We start from the raw sequence: 19,692 nt of genomic DNA, 5'->3' as shown, positions 1-19,692 counted from the left end.
CCGGGATCAGGCCGTATCTATCTCTAGCGTGGAGCGACACCGATCGAAAGGACCCTCATGCGCATCGCTGTCACCACCCCCAACGGCCACGTCGGGCACCACCTCATCCGGATGCTGGTCCGCGCCGGCGTCCGCCCCCTACTGCTCGCCCGGAACCCGGATGGCATCGCCGCCGACCTGCGCCCGTACGTCGACATCGCGCAGGCCGACTCGCAGGATTCCGAGGCGATCGTCGCCGCGACACGAGACGTCGATGCCCTGTACTGGGTGGATCCGTCGGTGTTCTCCGACGACCCGCTCGCCGACTACGCCCGTGCGACCGAGGCCTTGGCGCAGGCCGTCCGGGCGAACGGCGTCCGGCGGGTGGTGTTCCAGAGCAGCGTCGGCGCGGAGAGGCGGCACGGTGTCGGCGAGATCGACGGCCTGGCCGCCACGGAGGTCGCGCTCGACGGGCTCGACATCGACGTGACGCATCTGCGCTGCGGCTACTTCTTCACCAACCTGTTGCTCGACGTCGAGTCGCTGCGGGCGGGCACGCTCACCACCGTGCTGCCGCTGGACTTCCGGATGCCGTGGGTGGCGCCGCGCGATATCGCGGAGGTCGCTGCCCTCACTCTGCTGAACGGGGAGTGGACGGGGCGGCGCGTGCAGGCCGTGCATGGACCCGCGGACCTGAGCTGGGCCGAGGTCGCCGCGATCCTGACGCGCGAGCTCGGGCGAGAGGTGACCGTGCAGCGCATCGATGACGAGGAGATGCGCCAGGGCCTCCGCGCCGCGGGGATGCCGGACGCCATGGCGGAGGCCGTGTTGGGGATGTCGACCGGGCTCCGCGACGGCTTCGTGGCCGAGCAGCCGCGGTCCGTCCTCTCGACGACACCGACAGCTCTCGAAGCGTGGGCGCGCGAGGAACTCGTCGGAGTGGTGTGACCGGCATCCTGTCGGAACCGACCCCGTCCGATATCGTGCGGCCATGGAGACCACATCCGAGGTGACGCACGAGACCGATGACGACGCACGGTCGAGGACCGCGCCAGAGGCGGAGGAGGCCGAGCGCGCAGAGCGCCAACGGCTGGCCGCGAACCGCTTCGGATGGATCGTCGCGTGGGGTGTGTCCGTCGTCGCCCTGATCGTCGGCATCAGTCTCACGGGGGTCGGGACGGTCGAGCACATCGTCGATTACGGCGACAGCTACGACGTCTTCACGCGAGACGTCTGGCCCGCGGGTCTCGTGCTCCTCGGCGTGGGCGCGGTCGGCATCATCGCCACCGCCCTCGCCACTGCGGTCCTCACGCAGAAGCGCTGATGCCGGACACGGGAACTCCACGAGCGGTATCAGCTACTGCGAGTCAGGGCTGGCCGCACCGTGGTGCGAGGTCTCAATCGTCTCGATGAGCGCGGCGAGGAGAAACGCCGCCTCCGATTCTGAGGACGGAGAAGCCCCGGACGGGTCCCACACCTGCACGACGCGAGAGAGTTCTACGGGGCGCCCGCGGGCAGTCACTCGAACCGTGAGCCAGGCCCCACGTGCATCGATCCCCCGCGATGTGTCGACCATGGCTCCGGGGAGCACACCGGTCCTGAACGCCGCTTCGAGGTGGCGCTTCACCTCGTCCCTGCGACGGGCCATTTCTTCCGCATTCAGCATCCGCAGTTCACCTGGACCAGGTAGGCCGAACCCCGCCGCCGCCCGGATGTGCGGCCGCGAATGACGATAGGTGCTGCCGCGGCGAGCGCAAACGGAATTCCGGTACAGCAGTGAGTGTCACCGCCCTCGCCACCGCGGTCCTCACGCAGAAGCGCTGACCCCAGACGGAGAACGCCCCCGCCGTTCGGGTCGGCGGGGGCGTCGGTTCCATGGAGTCGCGTTACTGCACGGACCAGCCGCCGTCGGAGGCGAGGATGGCGCCGTTGATGTTCACGGCGTCGTCCGACAGCAGGAAGGTGATCGACGCGGCCAGGTGCTCGGCGGTCGCGACGGTCGGGATGGCCTGCTGGAACGGGGCGAGGCGGCCGGACCCGTACTCCGACATGTTCGGGGGCATCGGAATGCCGGTGGCGACGCCGCCCGGGGCGACGGAGTTCACGCGGATGCCCTTCGGCCCGTACATGAACGCTGCCGACTTGGTGACGCCGATGATGCCGTGCTTGCTGGCCGTGTAGGCGTTGCCCGAGGCGTTGCCGCGCAGGCCCGCTTCGCTCGAGACGTTGAGGATCGCGCCGCGGCCGGCCGCTTCCATGACGGGGATGACCGCGCGCATGAGCTTGAACGGCGCGGTGAGGTTGATCGCGATGACGCGGTCCCACACCGCATCCGGGGTCTCGCCGGCGGGGGAGAAGTCGTCGTTGATACCGGCGACGTTCGCGAGCCCGTCGATGCGGTCGCCCGCGGCGGCGAGAACGGCGTCGATCGCGTCCTGCTTCGTGAGGTCGCCCGCGACCGTGACGATGTCGGCGTCCGGCAGCTCGGCCTTGAGGGCGTCGAGCTTCTCGGCGGCGATGTCGCTGGCGATCACGCGTCCGCCTTCGCGGGCGATGCGCGAGGCGGTGGCTTTGCCGATGCCGGATGCGGCGCCCGTGACGATGACGGTCTTGCCGGCGAAGCGGCCCGCCGTGACCTTCTCGGTCCAGCCCTCGGAGGCGTCGTCCTCGGGGATCTCGCCGTTGTTCGCGGCGCGGACGAGGTCGTCGACGACCGACTGCGGGAGCTGGCCCTGGCTCATGGCGACGAGCTGCTGCAGGGGGAGTCCGAGCACGGGGGTGAGGAGCTCGGGGTCGGCGCCCGTCTTTTCGAAGAGGCCCCGGATGAGCGGGCCGCCGGTGGGGTCGTTCATCCAGTCGCCGATGGTGGAGTGTGCGGTGAGGGCCATGCTCTTTCTCCTTGCTCGGGTGCCGTTGTAGTTTCGCAACGGTGCGTCTACTTATGTTCCAGTGTACGCCTCTGTACGCTCGAAAGGTGCCCCGTCCTCGCAGTGAAAAGGCCCGCCAGTCCGTGCTGGAGGCGATGCGCCGCGCGCTCGCCGCAGACGGATATGAGGCTGTGACGATCGAGGGTCTCGCGGCGGAGGCGGAGGTGTCGAAGCAGACGATCTACCGGTGGTGGCCGTCGAAGGCCGCGATCCTCGGGGAAGCGCTGCTCGAGGGGACCGTCCCTGGTTCGGATGTCGTCGTGCCGATGACGCACGACCTCGGCGCGGACCTGCGTGCGTGGTTCACGGCGGTGTCCGCGGGTCTGGCCCGGCCTGAGGGCGTCTCGCTGGCGCGGGCCCTCATCGAGGTGACCGCGGCCGACCCGGAGCTGGGGCTCGTCTTGAACGAGCGGTTGGCGGCACCGATCCGGGAGTGGGTCGCGGAGCGGGTGGCGCACGGACGGGCCGCGGGGGATGTACGGGCGGACGTGGATGCCGCCGCGGTCGCCGACGAGTTCATCGCGATCGCCTCATACTCCGCCCTGATCGGGCAGCCGTTGAGTGCGGAGCGGGTCGAGGAGACGGTGGTGCGGTTGCTGCGGGGGATCGCGGCGTAAGACGGGTGCCCCGTGGTGTCGGGCTAGGCGCGCCAGTACACCGAACCATCGTTCTCGCGGGCGAGAATTCGGTGGACGACTAGATACCTACGCAGTGTCGGGACATCGGAGGTATACCGTTCTAGGCGGCCGTTCAACTCCGTTTCAGTAAGCCGTTCTCCCGCGTCGAGCGCCTGGTCGCCAATCGTCGTCAGTAACGCTTCTCGCTCGTTTGCTCGCCGTGGGTATTGTCGTATTCGACCGCTCTCGTCAAACCACCGCTGTAGGGGATCTGACGTCGCGTTCCCGCGAAGACCTGCCAGCTCTGCCCTGATTCCTGCGGAGTTGAGCGCAAGGATTTCGCTGTCTGCGGTGATGAGTCCGCTTCGGTATAGGGCCTCAACGGCCTTATCCCTTCTCGCCTGAGGAAGATCGTCGGGGTCGACGTGCAGGACGATGCTCGCGAAGACGCGAGCTACCTCCTCGTTTGCCAGACACGCCAACATTGCTCTCGCGTCGCTCATGATGCCTCCAGGATCTCAGGTTGGCGTTGAGGTCTTCTCATTGGTCCTGCGAGGAGGAGGAGCACGCAGAGCGCGTACAGGGCGCACGAGCTCGTGATCGCCCACTCCACGCCCCAGACATCGCCGAGGATCATCGTGACTGGGGCGACGACCGCGACGATGAGCGAATCCGCCATGGAGACCAATGACTCTGACGTCGCTCGATACTCGTTGCTGATGCGCTCGTGAAACAGCCCCGCGACGACGATCGTTTGCAGGATTTGCAGGCCTACGTGAATCAGGAACGAGGCGACGATCAACGCCGGCTGGTTGAAGAACGCGAAGAGGATGGTCGCAACCACGTTGAGAGAAGCCAGGAGGGCCACGCGCCCCGCTGACACTTTGATGAAGCGGAGGAAGAACGGGGCGACAAGAGCGGTCATGTTCATCACGAAGAAGCCGACGAAGACGAAGCCGAGCGACACCATGTCGAACTTCACCTGCCAGAGCAGGAACGGCGCGACGGCGCATGCGTTAGTAACGATGTAGACGAGGGTGTATGGGCCCTTGACAACTCCGAGCGAGTCGCGCACGTACCGCTTCCAGGGGATTCGATCGACGGTCGTGTCCACGTCCTTGAAGGAGAACACGACCAAAGTCGCCACAGCGTAGAGCCCGATCGCCCCGAGCCAGATGAACTCCGGCTTGATGTGAAAGAGCCAGAGTCCGAGTAGTCCCGCGAGGATTGCGGCCGCTCCGCCGAGGTATTCGAGGCGCCCGAACATGCGCGCGATCGCCTTGGCGTCGGGCGTGGGGATCTGATTGATGATGAGCGCATTGCTCGTCCCGCTGAGAGCGGCGACGGCGATCCCAGCGAGAACCTGTGCGGTGATGAGCATCTCTGGCGACAGGTTCAGGAAGAAGAGGGAGAACGCGGCGATGCGGACGAAGTTTCCGATCTGCAAAGCAAGCTTGTTGGAGTAGCGGTCAAACAGTACTGCGAACGGGAGTTCTGTTGCCGCGAGGGCGACGCTGAACGCCGAGGTCATGATCCCGACGAACGCGAGCGAGTAGCCGATCGTCTGGAAGTAGACGACGTCGACCACCGTGAAGCATGCGACGCCGGCCGCGCTGAGAACGTAGAACGCGAAAATTCTCGTCATGGTTTCACATGAATGTCGGTCCCGCGTAGGAAATACGCGGGGAGGTGGGAGCGCCCGGGAGTGCGCTGGCGAAGACTTGGAACCTCTTCGAGTTTGAGAAGTAGGTGGCGTCGGTGAGGCACATACCTGCCGCCATCACGCGCACCACTGCGAAGGAGGGGGAGTCGACGAGCACCACCTGGTACACCTCAGTGGAGCTACGCGCAAACAGCTCCAGGATGGAGCGGAGGCTGTGGCGTCGTTTTCCGCCCGAATACGCTTCGCCGGGACCCGCCGCCTGGTCGGAGTGCTGGAAGAAGTTCGGAAGAAGGTGTCTCGCTGCTCCGGTGTACCAGATGTGGCGCATATCACCATCGACATCCTCTACTTCGACTCCGAGATTCAGCGAGTGCAGAATCTGCAGACACTCGACAAACGCGCGAAGTGATGCCTGCTCGAGATTCTCACCGGCTCCGATGCCTCGCGCAGTTCGGGTTTCCCAGGCGTCGTCGGTGACGTAGGTTGCATGCACGACAGGGATGCCGAAGGGGTTCAGGAGCTCCTGGAAAGTGAATCGACCGTGGGACACTGCTTTTGCAGCGTGGACATGCGGGTGAAGCGCTTCTTCCGGTAGCTCGGCTAAGCCCTGCCCGGTGCGAGCGAAGTACCAGAAGGCGTCGCGCTCGATCAGCTCCAATAGTGCTTGCAGGGTCGCATCCTCAACATTGGCCCCGGACGCAACACCGGTTGTGGTGGTGACACTGAATCTCGACGCCCTCGCGTCTCGCGGCTCGTAGGGGCAGAAGGCGAGGTTGGCGGGGAGGAGCACGGAGTTGCCTCCCGTGAGCTCCTCGGCCGCGATCCATTCGAGCAGGAGGTCGGGGGCGTAGGGCGTTATCCCGGTGGTGTCATCCAGCGCGGGATAGCCGAATTCGATCTCAGGTGAGATTGCGGCGACCAGGTCGTTCTCGGGGCCAAGGACGGAGGGGATCGCGACTGGGTCGGCGACGAAATACCGCTCCAGCGCTTCGCCGATGAAGCTCGCGAGTGCCTGCTCGAGACTGCGCCCTTTACCTCCCGCGACTTCGCACTCGTTAGGCGTGATTGATGTGCGAATAAGGCCCTCGATCAGCGTCGCATGCGGTTCGTCACCGCCGTTGTACGGATTGGTTACGATGGCAGCGAAGCCGATCGCAGCCCGGTTCGCCGCTACGAACGCGGTGGCAGAAGCGGCGCGGACGCCGCCCGTATCGGAGGCTTCCGGCGTGGTGTTGTCATGGCCCAATGGGCGGAACGCGCCCATAATGTCCTGTAGTTGGCGATCGGAGTCGCGGCACGCAGGGCAGTCTGGGACGGGGAAGCACACCGACCAACATTGAGGACCGTAGATGTCGGTGACTGCAATGGGGATGGCGTGCCGCTCCAGCATTCGCAGGATCAGCGACGCGGCGTCCCTGTCGGTGACCACCGGCCGCTCGAAGTCCGCGTAGTACTGCTCGAGAAGCAGGACGGATGCACCGATACACGTGATGCACCCCCACCTCTTGTCCGCGCTGATCGGCGCCCACACGGTCCCCTCTTCCCCGCGAAAAGTTACGATCTGCGTGGATGAAGCTCTGCTCAACTTCAGATCCGCATCAGCGTCGAGAGAGAGTTCCTTACAGATTTCCTGGTATATCGCTTCCACTCACTCACCCCTCCATGGAGAGGGGTCTACCTGAAGTCGACCCCTCTCCTCCGGTTAGCTATCAGCCACCGTTGCCGTACTTACTCTTTCCCTGACGGCCGACGAAAACGCGGCGCTTCTTCGGTGCAACGAGCATCACTCCTCCTTTCCTCGTCAAGGCGCAACTGAGCGTTGGCCTGTATACATAGACGCGCTGACGCCCATTTTCGTTACGGGGAAAAGGCTAGACTTTCGTCTAAACATTCCTCTGCGCCCTTCAGATAAACTTCCGCGCCTCGAATGTCATTCATCGCAGCGATGGTGCATTCAGGCATTTCGGCATTTCGGCAAGCCGATGGTGCCGAAGAAACGAGGCCACACGGCCCGTGAACCGCCGTTAGAAGCCACCCTCCGCCACCTGGAAGCAGACCAACCCGCGAGACCGCCATATTTCGACCGCGCTGCGGCGGTCGTCGACCGTACCGATCACGGTGAAGTGCGGTTCGATGTGGGCGTCGTCGATCTCGGTCTTGACGATGTTGTCGGCGCGCTGGTCGCCGTGCGACGGAGGGGGAGGCCCCGAACGGGATCTCGTTCAACGTCAGCCAGGCCTCGGCGGCGCGTGGGGCGGAATGGATGAGGGCCGGCGCCACCTCCGCGACGGCAGCCCGGCTGGGGATCACGACATGGATCCGGGCGGCAAGGAATTCCGGGACGCGTCGAGAAATCGCCTCATCATCGCGAAGTGCCATACGGCGGCGCCCGTCGCCGCAGTCGCTTCGAGCGCCGGAGCGAGCTGCGGCACAGAGCCCGCGCCTGCGAGCACCGCGACGAACCAGCCCCATACGCACAGGGTCGCGACGAGATGGCGGCGGGGGTGCGTGATCGTTGCGAACCACGTCGAATGCTCGACGACGAGCGGCCGCTCCGATCGCACGTCACGCACCATCGGGATTCCGGCCATTCGTCGCCCTTCGGGTTAGCCAACGCCTCATCATGTGCAGGTACCACGCGGCACCGATCAGCGCGGTGGTCACGAACAACCATGGCTCTGTAGGGGTACAGAGCACTGAGAGCACCGTGGCTGCTGCGATCAGCAGGCCCATCGCGATTGTCAGCGCCCGTTCGCGCCCGCGCTCTGTGATCACTCCCCACCAGGTTCGCGGCACATCCCTCATCTGCAGGGACCTCCTCGGTACGTGTCGACCCACCACACCAAGCCCGGAACCACATACGGCCTGGGTGGCAGTGACCTGGACAGTGTCTGGGGCTGGGCTTTGGCCGACGAACATCGTGGCTCCCTTCTCGTGTAGCTCGGTGCGGGCGAAAGACGCGTGCGTCAACGTCGCGTCGTCGGGCTCGGCGACGAACGCGGCATGTCCCCGGGAGAGCAGGACGCCAGCGTGGGGATGAGGCTCAGCGCGAAGATGCTCCATGTGCTCAGCGTCCCGACGAGGTTCTGACGGCGTCGCGAGACTATCGAGAACCACGAGCGGTCGACTCCGGGCGGATCGTCAATGGAGATGTGGGCTCCCGCGTTGCTCCTGCTCGACATCAAGACGAGAGTTGCGCCGAAGTCGGCGGTAGGTTGCTCTTCCCAAGAGGAAGATGGCGTACCCCGCACCGCCGACGACGACGAGCCAGAGGAGGATAACGGTGACGGCGAAGACGTTTCCGAACATTGGGGTTCCTTCGTGCTGCGGCGCTGGCGGCGTTCAATAGGTGGAGACGGATGTGCCGCTTACGCGGATCCCGATAGAGCCCTTTGTGGTTGCCCAGGTCAAGTTCGCGGTGTACCGGAGTTCCGCCCACGCTGGGCCCGCGGCGCTCTGCGTCGCCCGCTTGATGCTGCCCGATCGGATGCAGGAGCCGGCGACGTTGTCGCAGGTGAGCGATCGCATGTCGCGAACCCTCGCGCGACCCGAAGTGCTGGTCTGGTAGTCAATGACGAAGGTCGCGCTGCTGATGAGGTCGTAGACCCCCACCCGGCATCCAACCTTCCAGCCCGCGGAGCTTCTGCAACCGCTGATCGAGGACCGCGTTGCTGCGTCTGACGGACCGGTTGGACGCTCGAGTTCGGTCCAACTCCGAGAACCGTCGGCGAAGATACTGATGGTGCGAGTGCCGGTGCTCGTGGATTCGATCATCGTCCGCACAGGACCCTTTCCAGCAAGTGAGTCAGGAGCTTCGCCGTGCTCCATCTTGTCGACGAGCTGATCCTGGATCTCCAGGTCGATGCCGCCCTCGGTCATCGTGGATCGGATCGCTGACTCTTCGGCGTCGGAGAGAAGTCCCACATCGGCCGAAGCGGGAGCCGCGAGGAGCAGCGTTGAAGCCACACTCAGGCCAGCCACCAGTCCGAGGCTAGGAATGTACCGTCTCATGGATCCTCCTATGCGATCTGCATCTGCAGTGAGTAAAGCGCACACATGAGGACGATTGCAATATATTTGGATGACGAACGTAGTCCAGGCGATGGGTCAGAAAATGGTGCGCTTACCGGCACCTGGAGGGGCTCACTGAGTGTTGGCCTGGGAGTGATCGGCTCTCGGGTGGGCTGTCGCCGTCCGCCCGTCAGTGAACCGCGCCTGCGCGCGGTCATGGCGTCGCGGTACGGGCACGTGCTCCGTCGCGGCTGCGAGGCCCATGCGCTTCGTCGATACGTACACGCTCTCTGCGGTGTCGACGAGCAACGTCTCATGCCACACGCCTACCGCTCCCGGAGCCTTGCGGGCGGCGCGGTTGAAGGCGGTCCACGCCGGACGGTGCTGCTGGTCCGGGTTGGAGGCGTAGGCGTAGAGCTTGTCGACGGATGACCAGAACTGCACGACGTAGGGCCCGCCCGATCCGAGGAGGAGCTGGTAGCCGAGCAGACCGGAGTCGGGCTCGGTGCTGAGCTCGCGGAGCATGCGCGGCATCGCGACGAACGCGGGCAGCCACAGGTCGGGGCGCCACCAACGGTTGATCTGCATCCCGATGTGGAACACGACGAGCTCGCCCTCGTGGCGGTGGGTCATGCGGCCCGTGACGACTTTCGACATGGCGACTCCTCAACTGGATAGCGATGCTATCCATAATGGATAGCGCTACTATCTAAGTCAAGAGGTGGCCATGAGGATTTCCGAACTGTCAGTGCAGACCCGCGCGACCGTGCCGACGATCAAGTACTACCTGCGCGAGGGACTACTGCCCGAGGGTGAGCGCACCTCCGCGACGCAGGCCCTGTACGGCGAGAAGCACGTCGAGCGGCTGCGCGTGATCCGGGCGCTGCTCGATGCGGGCGTGAGCATCGCTGAGACGCGACGGGTGGTCGCGGCGCTGGATGATCCGCCCGCGAACCCGCACGAGTTGCTGGGGACCGCGCATGCCGCGATCACCCCGCCGGCCGATGACGCGTTGGACCTTGCCGGCGCCGAGGCACTCGCCGCCCGGCTCGGGCGGAAGCCGGGGATGTGTGACCCCGCGGTGCTGCATGCGGTCGCGCGGGCGTTGCAGGGGCTGGAGCGCGTGGGGTTCACCGTGCCCGATGCGGTGATGGCGGAGTACCTCGCGAGTGCGCGGCGGATCGCGGATGCGGAGATCGCGGGGGTGCCGGAGGAGTCTGCGGAAGCGGCGGTGCGGTACGTGGTGCTGGGGTCGGTGTTGGTGGAGCCGTTGTTGTTGGCGTTGCGGCGGGTGGCGCAGCAGGTGAGCTCGGGGGAGCGGTTTGGGGACTAGCTGCACTTGTGCTGTGTCTAGAGCGGCCCGAAAGTCTCCTCCAGTACAGCTTTCAAAGCGCGTGCGGCGTTGCGATCGAAGTGCATGCTCTGCGTTGGGCTGTCCCCCGGGGTGGGGCCGCCCTCCTTGTAGTTGTACAAATAAAGTAGGAGTGCTCCATCCGTGTCACGGACTCGTTGAACGTAGGCATCGACCACTGACTGCGGTGCTTTGACTTCGCGGTCACCTTCGATGAACCTTCGGATCCGGGCCATTTCTCGAAACTAGCGTGGTAGTCGGTTCGGGCAAAAGGGTGTGATCGTAAGGCGGTACCGTTGCCGCGAGGGAACGACCAGGGGCGCTCGTCTCGTCCTCAGTGGCTTGACCGCACGCTCACCGGCGACCTGCCTCGATGTCGGAGGGTCGAACTAATCTGCGAACACGCCAGTAGCGCGCTCTCGCGCCATCGGTCGCACTTTTCGCGGTAGGCTGCTGAAGAGACTTCAGATCAAGAGGAGCCAATTTGTCCGAGCACCGGTTCCGCATGGGTGAACTGTTCAGCGGGCCCGGCGGGATGGCGCTTGGCGCGCGCCGGGCGGCCGCCGCCGTCGAAGGAGTTAATCTTCGGCATGCCTGGGCGAACGACTATGACCTCGACACGTGCAACACCTACCGCCATAACATCCTCGTCCCCGAGTACGGGGAGCAGGCTGTCGTCGTCGAATCATCCGATGCTCTGCCGTCGGGTGGTGGTGGCGTCGTTCATCAGAACGTTCATGATCTGAACATCGAGGCTCTGAGCCCGATTGAGGGCTTCGCGTTTGGGTTCCCCTGCAATGACTACAGTCTGGTCGGCGAGTGGAAGGGGCTTGATGGTGAGTACGGGCCCCTCTACACCTATGGGGTCAAGGTCCTCGCGACCAAGCGGCCGAAGTGGTTCGTCGCGGAGAACGTGTCCGGTCTTAGGGGAGCGAACGAAGGCGAAGCCTTCAGGCAAATCCTCGAGCACTTGCAGGAGCCGGCGGAAGGTCTCCGCTATCGCCTTGTGCCTCACCTGTACTCTTTCGACGAGTATGACGTTCCTCAGCGGCGCCAACGGATAGTCATCGTAGGGATCCGTGAGGACCTCGACACCAGTTTCCGCGTCCCCTCGCCCGAGATCTATGCTGACCGTGATGTTTCTGTCAAGACGGCACTGACGGTGCCTCGCATTGAGGTTGGTGCTCCCAACCATGAGTACACGAGACAGTCGCAGGATGTTGTGGATCGCTTGAGCTACCTCCTTCCCGGGGAGAACGCGTTCTCTCCTCGTGCGCTTGAGATCATGCCCAAGCGTCTGCAGATCAAGACACGGACGACGATCAGCACAACCTACAAACGGCTCGAAGCCGCCAAGCCGGCGTATACAGTCACCGGTGGTGGGGGCGGCGGTTCGCACATGTATCACTGGTCGCAGAATCGCGCTCTTACCAATCGTGAACGAGCGCGACTGCAGTCCTTTCCAGACAGCTTCGTGTTCCACGGCTTGAAGGACAGCGTCCGGAAGCAGGTTGGGATGGCAGTCCCGGTTAAGGGTGCGGAAGCGATATTCACCGCGCTCTTCAGATCCTTCGCGGGCATCGACTACCCAGCAATTGAAGCAAACGTTGACGTGGACAAGATGCTGGCATCGCGCCGAAGCAGAGCTACATGACGCTCTGGACCGCAGTGGTCCTCTGGTGACGATGGACTATGAACGCGCGTTGGGCGGCGCACCATAAGCTCGAGGCCAATGAGAATCTCGGCGAAGTCTCGCGACATGAGAGTTTTCCGGTAGAAAAGGAGCCATGGGTGCTCGCTCGGAGCCTCGTGAACGTCAGGGGGACGTCGTGGTCGGATTTGGGTTCGCGGAGCTGAAGACGATGTTCGAGGCGTTGCAAGCAGATCAGGCGGGACGCGATCCCGAGGCCCGCGATGCTGAACTGCTCGCCAGCTTCGCGACGATGAATCCCGGTTTTCCCGACGAGTATCGCGCCTACCTTGCAACGGAGCGTGAGCGGATTGAAGAGCTCGCAGTCAGCAATAATCTCATAGGAGACTCCAGTCGCGCCCCCTGGTACAGCGGACCCAAGACATCGAAGGGCATATGGCCGACCTATCGCGCCAAGCTCGAGTCGCGCCTGCCCTCGGTCGCGATCGCCGGGGTCGATGACTCGACCTCTCAGATTCTGTCGCAGTGCGCCAACCCACTAAAACGCGGGGATAAGCGTAAGGGCCTCGTCGTCGGCTACGTCCAGTCAGGTAAAACGGCGAACTACGCGGGCCTGGTTGCAAAGGCGGTCGACGCCGGGTACCGAATCGTCATCGTTCTTGCGGGCATGCACTCGAACCTCCGCGCGCAGACGCAAGCTCGTCTCGACGGAGATCTGAGCCTCCGCGAGCTCAAGGACGGTGGGGTAGCGTGGTACCCGCTCACAGACGCTAACTCGGATATCGGGCCAATCAATCCCGTTAGCCCGGTCGGGAACCAGGCCAACGCGATCGTAATGGTCGTGAAGAAGAACGAGAAGCGTCTGGCCAACGTACTCGATTATCTACAGAGTATTTCGAAGAGCGATCCGCAGATTCTCCTATCTCGCGCGGTAATCGTCATCGACGACGAATCGGATCAGGCGACTCCCAACACCAAGGGTGCGAAGAACCTCGTCTCAACGATCAATCAGCGAATTCGCGACATCTGGGCCGAAGTCAAGACCGGGACGTACGTGGCCTACACAGCGACTCCGTTCGCGAACATCTTCACTGATCCGAACGATGAGAACGATCTATACCCAGACGATTTCGCGGTGGTGCTGCCTCGACCCGTCGGATACATGGGTGCTGATACATACTTCGACACGTCAAGTCTCGATGACGAAGAGGGCATCGCCTCCGATGCGCTGGCGCGCACAGTCTCCGACGAAGAAGCTGCAGTTCTCGCGCCCTCCGGGCGGGACCTCAGCGACTACGATCCTCAGATCACGTCGGCTCTCGCCGAGGCAATCAGATGGTTCCTCATCGCGACGGCGATTCGGCGCTCACGGACGGGCAAGGACGAGCACTCTTCGATGCTCCTGCACACGTCGCATCGAGTGGAGGCGCATGCCCGCCTTCGTGACACCGTCGTTGACTTCCTGAAGGATGTCGCGCTCGAGGGAGACCGTCGCCACGACAGCTTCGAATCCACCTTTCACGCCGAGATCGATCGCGCCGCGGAGCTTCGCGGGGAGGAGAGCGTTCCCACGTGGTCTGAAATCTGGCCCGCTATCGAAGACCTGATCTCGAACGTCCAGGTCCGCGTCGACAACGGGACTTCAGACAACCGGGTCTCCTACCCGGACGATGAGCCCCAAACTGTGATCGCGATCGGTGGTGGGACACTCTCGCGTGGCCTCACACTCGAAGGGCTCGTCGTTTCCTTTTTCCTGCGCACATCGAATGCATACGACACGTTGTTGCAGATGGGACGCTGGTTCGGTTTTCGGCCGCGATACCGCGACCTTGCGCGCGTGTGGGCGGCGTCTGGAATGCTCGACGACTACGCGCACCTCGCCCTTGTGGAACGTGAACTCCGCGAAGATATTGCGGTGATGATCAGTGAAGGCATGACCCCGGGAGATATCGCAGTCCCGGTCAGAGCACACAAGGGCAGGCTTCAGATTACGGGCGCCGGAAAGATGGACTTCGTCGATCTCGTGCACACCGGCCTCGGAGGAAACCGCAGGCAGACGATCTACCTCGACAGCTCGGCGGAGGGGATCGAACGCACCCAGGACGCAGCTCGACGGATCGTGGGGAACGCCATCGGCACTCGGCACCGCATAGATTCGCTTGGTGGTGGCGCGGGGGAACCAGCGACGCACCTCTTCGGAGAGCTTTCGCACACCGACCTCATTGACTTTCTCGAGCACTACGGCGTGTTCCCGGTCGATGTCGCCTTGCAGCCGGCGGCTATTAGGAAGTGGACCGGCGATCACGGCGATGGTAAAACCTGGGATCTTCTCCTCATATCTGGCCCGTCCAGTAACAACGCGACTTTTGAATACGCGGAGGGCGTCCGCGTAAACGTGGTGAGCCGTGCACCGCTGAAGGAGTGGGACCAGAGTCGTTTCGAGGATGCGGCCAAGGCCGGCGCCAACGTCGTGAACATCCGGGCGCTCATGTCGAGCGCGGATTCGACGGCGGACGTCGCCATTCTCGAGCGGAACGGGCTGCTCGACGATGCAACGCGCTCGGCATATAAGGAGCTGAAGAAGAGCGACGTTCAGGCGGTCAAGAGCTTCAGACGCGGATATCGACCCGACAACGGGCTCGTGATCCTGTACGCAATCGGAAAAGACTCAAAGCCAGCCGGGGTCTCCACCGCGACGCGTCGGTCGATGGGGGCCGCGGATCATCTGATTGGGATCGCGGTTGTCTTCCCGCCCGCCGAGTTCGAGCGTGATGGAGATCACTATGCGGTCACGCTCAAGTCGATCTTCGATCCCGGCGACGACGAGATCGAGGATGGCGAGACTGAGATCGTCGACGACGAGGCGGACTATGCGGCCCAGGAAGCCGCGCCATGAGCCGCGGATCCTCTCGGGTTGAGGCGGCGCTGGCCGCGCTGCTCCAGGAAAGTCCGACGCTCGGATCCAATAAAGCTCGCCGTCTTGGCCCCGATTGGAACATGCGTGAGGCGTTCCTCGTGCTTGACTACTCGCATCAGTTGTCGTTTGTCGTGGAGCGCCCTGAGGGCCTTCCACACATCGAGCCGAGACTAGGGGACTTGCTACCTGTCAGCTGGATCGCGCCGTCTGGCGAGAACCCCCGCGAACGAATCAAGATCGACTGTCCTGATCCTGCACTTCGAACGACGTTTCTCTCTCTCATCGGCGAGGTGCTTGATCGCGTCGAGGTGACGCACGGCACCGTGTACCTCGAAGTCTCGAAGGTGGTGAATGACTGGCGTCGCGCGCTGCAGGCGGCGCAGCCGTCATTGAGCCGTAGCGGACTGATCGGACTCTTCGGCGAACTCAACGTCCTCCGAGACCTCGTTGCCCAGCGGGGAGCTGGGGCTCACATTCTCTGGCGCGGACCCGACGGGCACCGTCACGACTTCGTGCATCTGAATGCAATAGAGGTAAAAACGTATAGCGGGACTGACAGTCCGAGCGTCACGATCCATGGCGCATTTCAGCTCGATCCGCCTCACGGACGCGACCTGCATCTTATCTCGCTTCGTGTCGAGGAGTCCGCAGATGGAGAGACGATCGCGGAAATCGTCGACGCTCTTCATGGTGACGGCGTGGACGTCGATGCCCTACGCGGACGGACTGACGACCACGAGCCTCTGGATATCGACGAGACGCTCCGACTGGTCGTCGTCGAGCGCCGGCTGCATAAGGTCGACGACGGGTTCCCGGGGATCCGGGCCTCCCGACTTGACGAGGTGTCGTTGAAGGGTGTCGCCAGGCTGACGTATCAATTACTTCTCGACGCCTGTCCCCTTCCGCTTGACGATGTCGAGTACGCACGTCTGCTGGAGACGTTGTGAGTTGGTCGCAGACGATAGAACAACTCTCCTGGTTCTCGAAACAGTTCAAAGCTGGGGATATGGATGGTACCGGGGGCGATCGGCTGCTTGGGCGCACAGACTTGTCTCCGCTCGAGGTCCTGATTCGAGAGACAGCGCAGAATAGTTGGGACGCGCGGACTGGCGAGAGGACTCCCCGGTACGGCGTTGACCTTCGGCGCGTTGACTTCCGTCTGAGGGCTGATATAGACCGGCTCTTCGACGCAGGACGTCGCGTTCCGGGAAGACACCGCGTGCCCAAAGTCGAGAACATGCACATTCTCGAGGTGTTCGATCGCGGTACTGCAGGGCTCAACGGTCCAACAGACCTCTCGCCGACACGTAACGGAGAGCCCTGCAATTTCCAGGACCTCATCCTCAAAGTCGGTGTGCCACGGGACGACGGGAAAGGCGGCGGGACCTACGGGTTCGGGAAGACGGCCGCATACGCCTATAGCGGCCAGGGGACGGTGGTGTTCTGGAGCCGGTGCAGGAATGCGGCAGGCACCCTCGAGTATCGGCTGGTCGTGTCGGCGTTCCACGAGTCGTACGTGACGGAGGGGGAGCAGTTCACTGGACGGCATTGGTGGGGTGCGGGCCGGGGCGACCTCGTCGCACCACTGGTCGGCGACGTTGCCCAAGCGTACGGTGAGCGGTTGTTCGGCAACCACTTCGAGGGGAACGATACTGGTACGTCGTTGCTCATTCTGGATCCGCGCATCACGGTTGCTCGTGACGGCGACTTCAATGAGCCCGATCTCAGGCAGCTCAGGCATGGTGACCCATCAGCGCTCGAGATCCAGTTCGCCGACGAGGCCCGGCGAGCGATACGCCGTCATCTCTGGCCGAAGCTGATCCCAGAGCCTGGGGCCGGGGGCCCCCCGATGCCGATCGAACTTCGAGTCAATAACAGCGATGTTCGGATCGTCGACGATACGGTGGGGGCGCTCGAGCTCTGGGGAGCGGGACTGAACGCCATCAGGTCGCGCGTGCGCGGTGATGAAGCGCCCGTGCTCGCACCGTCCGGACTGCCTGTCGCAGTGCACGACGTCATACGCAATCGGAAGAGGATCGGTCACCTCGCGGTCGTCAAGCGGATGAAAGCTCTCGAGCCCGTTCTCATCGACGACGATCTCGATCCAGCGCGGGATGAGGCATCTGTTCAGCGCATCGCGCTGATGCGCGATCAGGCTGAGCTCGTCGTCACTACCGATGACTGGTCCGATCACACGGCATCGCCCATCTTCGACTGGCTGGCGGTGTTCAAATCCTCAAGGGATTGGGACAGGACGTTCGCCGAGGCGGAGCCTCCGGCGCACGACATGTGGGTGAGCAACGCCGGCGGTGAGACTGGTCTCGTGATCCGAGCGATGCGCATCCGGGTGCGTGCGATTCTTCGAGAGACCTTTGCGATCCCCGAGCCGACGTCAATCCAGACGCCTGACGCGGCTCATCGCGGCGTCGGAGCGCTGGCACGCATGTTCGGCATGCTTCTCCCTAGTGCGGCGGAAGCGAAGCTCCCGAGCGCTTCGCGAACAAACCCTGGCGGAGCTCGCCGCGGCATGCGCCGACAGCTGATTACTGTGGAACCGCCGCGCCTGGTGCAGACACTCGATGACGGCCGTCAGCGTCAACAAACCACTTTCTCCGTGAACGGGCCAGGGGAGTTCCTCATCGACATCAATGTTTCAATAGTCGGCGATGACGGAGCGCGCACACCAGTACCAGCCGAAGAGCTGGCCGTGAGCTGGGAGTATGCATTCGATCTCGGAGACGGACGCGCCAGAGCCGCAGGTGATGTCACTCAGAACGTCACGATTACGGGACCCGCCCGTCGAGCACTGCTCATCGAGATGAACGCGAGTGCTATCGATGCCGGCGATTGAATCGCGCCCATTCAGGATTCCTGCTCCATCCTCTGTGACGGCGCAGGTGCGAGCGGTGCAACCTGCTGTCGAGATCGATGAGCTCCCTGACGTATGGGAGCCGGGTCAGGACCTCATGCTCCGAGTCTCCGCTCAACTAGGTGATGAATTCTGGGAGGAGAGCGGGATTCCGCAAGACGAGCCGGTGACGCTTGTCGGCACAATCACATGTCTCGCCGCCCGGACGAAGTGGCGGGCAGCGGCCGACTTCGTCCGCGTAAATGACGTATGGGTTGCAGACGTCGACATTGAAGTAGATGGATCGACTGTAGCGGTAGAAGCGCTGGTCGATGTCGCAGTGATCGGGACTGGGCGAACGGGCCATCCTGATCCCGCTCGCGCAGTTCACCGATCAGCCAGGCTATGGCGCCTGCCGAGAGCCATAAAGGTGCCGTTCGAGAGATTGGGCGAAGACTTCCCCACTTCTGCTGTGAGCTTCGTAGAGACTGGAAGGCGGCGCATTCCCTGGCGCGTGGATGTCGCTCACGATGCCGAACCGAGTTGGGGACTGACGTCGGCTATTCGGCTCTACGTGAACACTGACCTACCCGTCGCGGCACGTATCCTTGACGGGACCGCGGAGCGCTGGGTCTACCAATCGATACAGACCGATATCTACACCGCGACTCTGTTCCAACTTGCCGCTATCCGAGACGGTTACTCGTCGACCTCGATCTCTGAATCGGCCGAATCGGACAGGTTCTCGCTCGGGGCTTTCTGCGTTCATGTATCCGCGACCCTGGGCTTTGACCTTGAGGTCGCTTTGCGTCTCGCAAGTGAGGACCCGATGCAACTCATCGAGCGTGCGCGCGAGGCCAGTGATTTCATGCGAGAAGAGGGCTGACGATGGGAGCGATCTATCCGCGCTTCTCGACAGAGGACGCGCGCCGAGCCTTTCTAGATCTCGAGGATGCCGTCACGATTGGGCGGGAAGCGCCGCTGTTCACGAGCGGCGCGCACCATCCGCGTGCATACTTCGGAATCGGCGGATCGGGCAAGGTCTCCGTCTCGGAGCTGGCGAGACTTCGAGAGGAGATGCACTCTCAGCTCTCGACGGTGTCAGCCGACCAACGCAACCACGATCGGAAATTCGACCTGCTTGCTGGCGCCGGGCTGGCTCAGTGGTTCGCGGAGGATCTCCGTGGACAGGCGGCGAACCCGGGAATGTGGTCATATCTGACGATCGCAGTGCTGCCCGATCTGGCTGTGCGGAGGTTTCCTCTCGATCGCGCGGGACGACTCTCTCCGGATCGCTTTTTGGCTGGTCGACGGAACGTCTTTTATCGTACGTACTTACGTGTCGTCGTTCTCGGATCGCTCTTGAACGATCCGGAAGTCGAACTATTCGAGGACGATCTCGTCGGACTCATCGACCGCAACCTCTCGTCGGACCACAGGTTGGCACGCTTCGTCAGCGAACAGATCGCTTCGACGCCGAAAGAGCTGCCGCGACGCGAGATCGTTCGCGACGGACTCAAAGCCGTACAGTTTGAATCGAGGGTTACAGATCTCGGCTCGCTTTCCGACGACGAGCTTCGAGCGATGATTACCGCCCTTTTTGGCGCTTCAGGACGTACGTTGATCTGAAGCTCGCTGGTGCGCCGAAAGGGGCGCGGGTAGGCTCTTTCACCGTGAAGCGCTCCTAGGCATCGAGTGAGGCGGCGCGGCGAACCATGCAAGCTAATC

At 63.4% G+C, this 19,692-nt stretch carries 17 protein-coding genes; 10 read left to right on the top strand and 7 right to left on the bottom strand.

Features of this window, described 5'->3' with window-relative positions; translation table 11 throughout:
- Positions 1 to 57: 57 nt before the first annotated feature.
- On the top strand, positions 58 to 927 hold the full coding sequence (locus ACIQID_RS09530) for an NAD(P)H-binding protein (RefSeq protein ID WP_400284220.1): 870 nt from the start codon (positions 58 to 60) through the stop codon (positions 925 to 927).
- A 43-nt stretch (positions 928 to 970) separates the two neighbouring features.
- Positions 971 to 1,303, top strand: a complete 333-nt coding sequence (locus ACIQID_RS09525; protein WP_331201659.1) for a hypothetical protein — start codon at positions 971 to 973, stop codon at positions 1,301 to 1,303.
- 562 nt (positions 1,304 to 1,865) lie between these two features.
- Here ACIQID_RS09525 and ACIQID_RS09520 read toward each other — a convergent pair.
- Complete coding sequence (locus tag ACIQID_RS09520; RefSeq protein ID WP_400284217.1) at positions 1,866 to 2,867, bottom strand: SDR family NAD(P)-dependent oxidoreductase; 1,002 nt, start codon at positions 2,865 to 2,867, stop codon at positions 1,866 to 1,868.
- Between the two features lie 86 nt (positions 2,868 to 2,953).
- Between ACIQID_RS09520 and ACIQID_RS09515 the strand changes: the two genes are divergently transcribed.
- Positions 2,954 to 3,523, top strand: coding sequence for a TetR/AcrR family transcriptional regulator (locus ACIQID_RS09515; protein ID WP_400284214.1), 570 nt, complete (start codon positions 2,954 to 2,956; stop codon positions 3,521 to 3,523).
- 23 nt (positions 3,524 to 3,546) lie between these two features.
- Here the strand turns inward: ACIQID_RS09515 and ACIQID_RS09510 are convergent, their stop codons facing one another.
- The 6 genes from ACIQID_RS09510 to ACIQID_RS09485 all read right to left on the bottom strand — a co-directional run bounded on the left by ACIQID_RS09510 (position 3,547) and on the right by ACIQID_RS09485 (position 9,854).
- On the bottom strand, positions 3,547 to 4,026 hold the full coding sequence (locus ACIQID_RS09510; RefSeq protein WP_400284211.1) for a DUF2087 domain-containing protein: 480 nt from the start codon (positions 4,024 to 4,026) through the stop codon (positions 3,547 to 3,549).
- A complete protein-coding gene (locus ACIQID_RS09505; protein WP_312674132.1) occupies positions 4,023 to 5,168 on the bottom strand; it encodes an MFS transporter in 1,146 nt (381 codons plus the stop codon). The genes ACIQID_RS09510 and ACIQID_RS09505 overlap by 4 nt, the downstream gene beginning before the upstream one ends.
- Positions 5,169 to 5,172: 4 nt before the next feature.
- Positions 5,173 to 6,834: a YcaO-like family protein gene (locus tag ACIQID_RS09500; RefSeq protein ID WP_400284208.1), complete on the bottom strand. Its 1,662-nt coding sequence runs from the start codon at positions 6,832 to 6,834 to the stop codon at positions 5,173 to 5,175.
- Positions 6,835 to 7,492: 658 nt separating this feature from the next.
- On the bottom strand, positions 7,493 to 7,777 hold the full coding sequence (locus ACIQID_RS09495; protein ID WP_400284205.1) for a hypothetical protein: 285 nt from the start codon (positions 7,775 to 7,777) through the stop codon (positions 7,493 to 7,495).
- A 751-nt stretch (positions 7,778 to 8,528) separates the two neighbouring features.
- The gene (locus ACIQID_RS09490; RefSeq protein WP_400284202.1) at positions 8,529 to 9,167 is read right to left on the bottom strand and encodes a hypothetical protein; all 639 of its coding nucleotides are present in this window, start codon (positions 9,165 to 9,167) and stop codon (positions 8,529 to 8,531) included.
- 162 nt (positions 9,168 to 9,329) lie between these two features.
- A complete protein-coding gene (locus tag ACIQID_RS09485; RefSeq protein WP_400284199.1) occupies positions 9,330 to 9,854 on the bottom strand; it encodes a monooxygenase family protein in 525 nt (174 codons plus the stop codon).
- Between the two features lie 70 nt (positions 9,855 to 9,924).
- Between ACIQID_RS09485 and ACIQID_RS09480 the strand changes: the two genes are divergently transcribed.
- From ACIQID_RS09480 to ACIQID_RS09450, 7 genes are all read left to right on the top strand, one after another.
- On the top strand, positions 9,925 to 10,530 hold the full coding sequence (locus ACIQID_RS09480) for a MerR family transcriptional regulator (RefSeq protein ID WP_400284196.1): 606 nt from the start codon (positions 9,925 to 9,927) through the stop codon (positions 10,528 to 10,530).
- Between the two features lie 523 nt (positions 10,531 to 11,053).
- The gene (locus ACIQID_RS09475) at positions 11,054 to 12,202 is read left to right on the top strand and encodes a DNA cytosine methyltransferase (RefSeq protein WP_400284194.1); all 1,149 of its coding nucleotides are present in this window, start codon (positions 11,054 to 11,056) and stop codon (positions 12,200 to 12,202) included.
- Between the two features lie 133 nt (positions 12,203 to 12,335).
- Entirely contained in the window at positions 12,336 to 15,095 is a 2,760-nt protein-coding gene (locus ACIQID_RS09470; RefSeq protein WP_400284191.1) for a Z1 domain-containing protein, read from the top strand.
- A complete protein-coding gene (locus ACIQID_RS09465) occupies positions 15,092 to 16,063 on the top strand; it encodes a PD-(D/E)XK motif protein (RefSeq protein WP_400284188.1) in 972 nt (323 codons plus the stop codon). Before ACIQID_RS09470 ends, ACIQID_RS09465 begins: the two co-directional genes overlap by 4 nt.
- Positions 16,064 to 16,335: 272 nt before the next feature.
- The gene (locus ACIQID_RS09460; protein ID WP_400284185.1) at positions 16,336 to 17,967 is read left to right on the top strand and encodes a hypothetical protein; all 1,632 of its coding nucleotides are present in this window, start codon (positions 16,336 to 16,338) and stop codon (positions 17,965 to 17,967) included.
- A gap of 55 nt (positions 17,968 to 18,022) precedes the next feature.
- On the top strand, positions 18,023 to 18,850 hold the full coding sequence (locus tag ACIQID_RS09455) for a hypothetical protein (RefSeq protein ID WP_400284182.1): 828 nt from the start codon (positions 18,023 to 18,025) through the stop codon (positions 18,848 to 18,850).
- Between the two features lie 2 nt (positions 18,851 to 18,852).
- Positions 18,853 to 19,593, top strand: coding sequence for a hypothetical protein (locus tag ACIQID_RS09450; protein ID WP_400284179.1), 741 nt, complete (start codon positions 18,853 to 18,855; stop codon positions 19,591 to 19,593).
- Positions 19,594 to 19,692: the final 99 nt, after the last annotated feature.

Source organism: Microbacterium sp. NPDC091676, assembly GCF_044756645.1.
GTDB lineage: Bacteria > Actinomycetota > Actinomycetes > Actinomycetales > Microbacteriaceae > Microbacterium > Microbacterium paraoxydans_D.
Note: the sequence above shows the minus strand (reverse complement) of the source record. Positions and strands in the feature narration are given on the sequence as shown.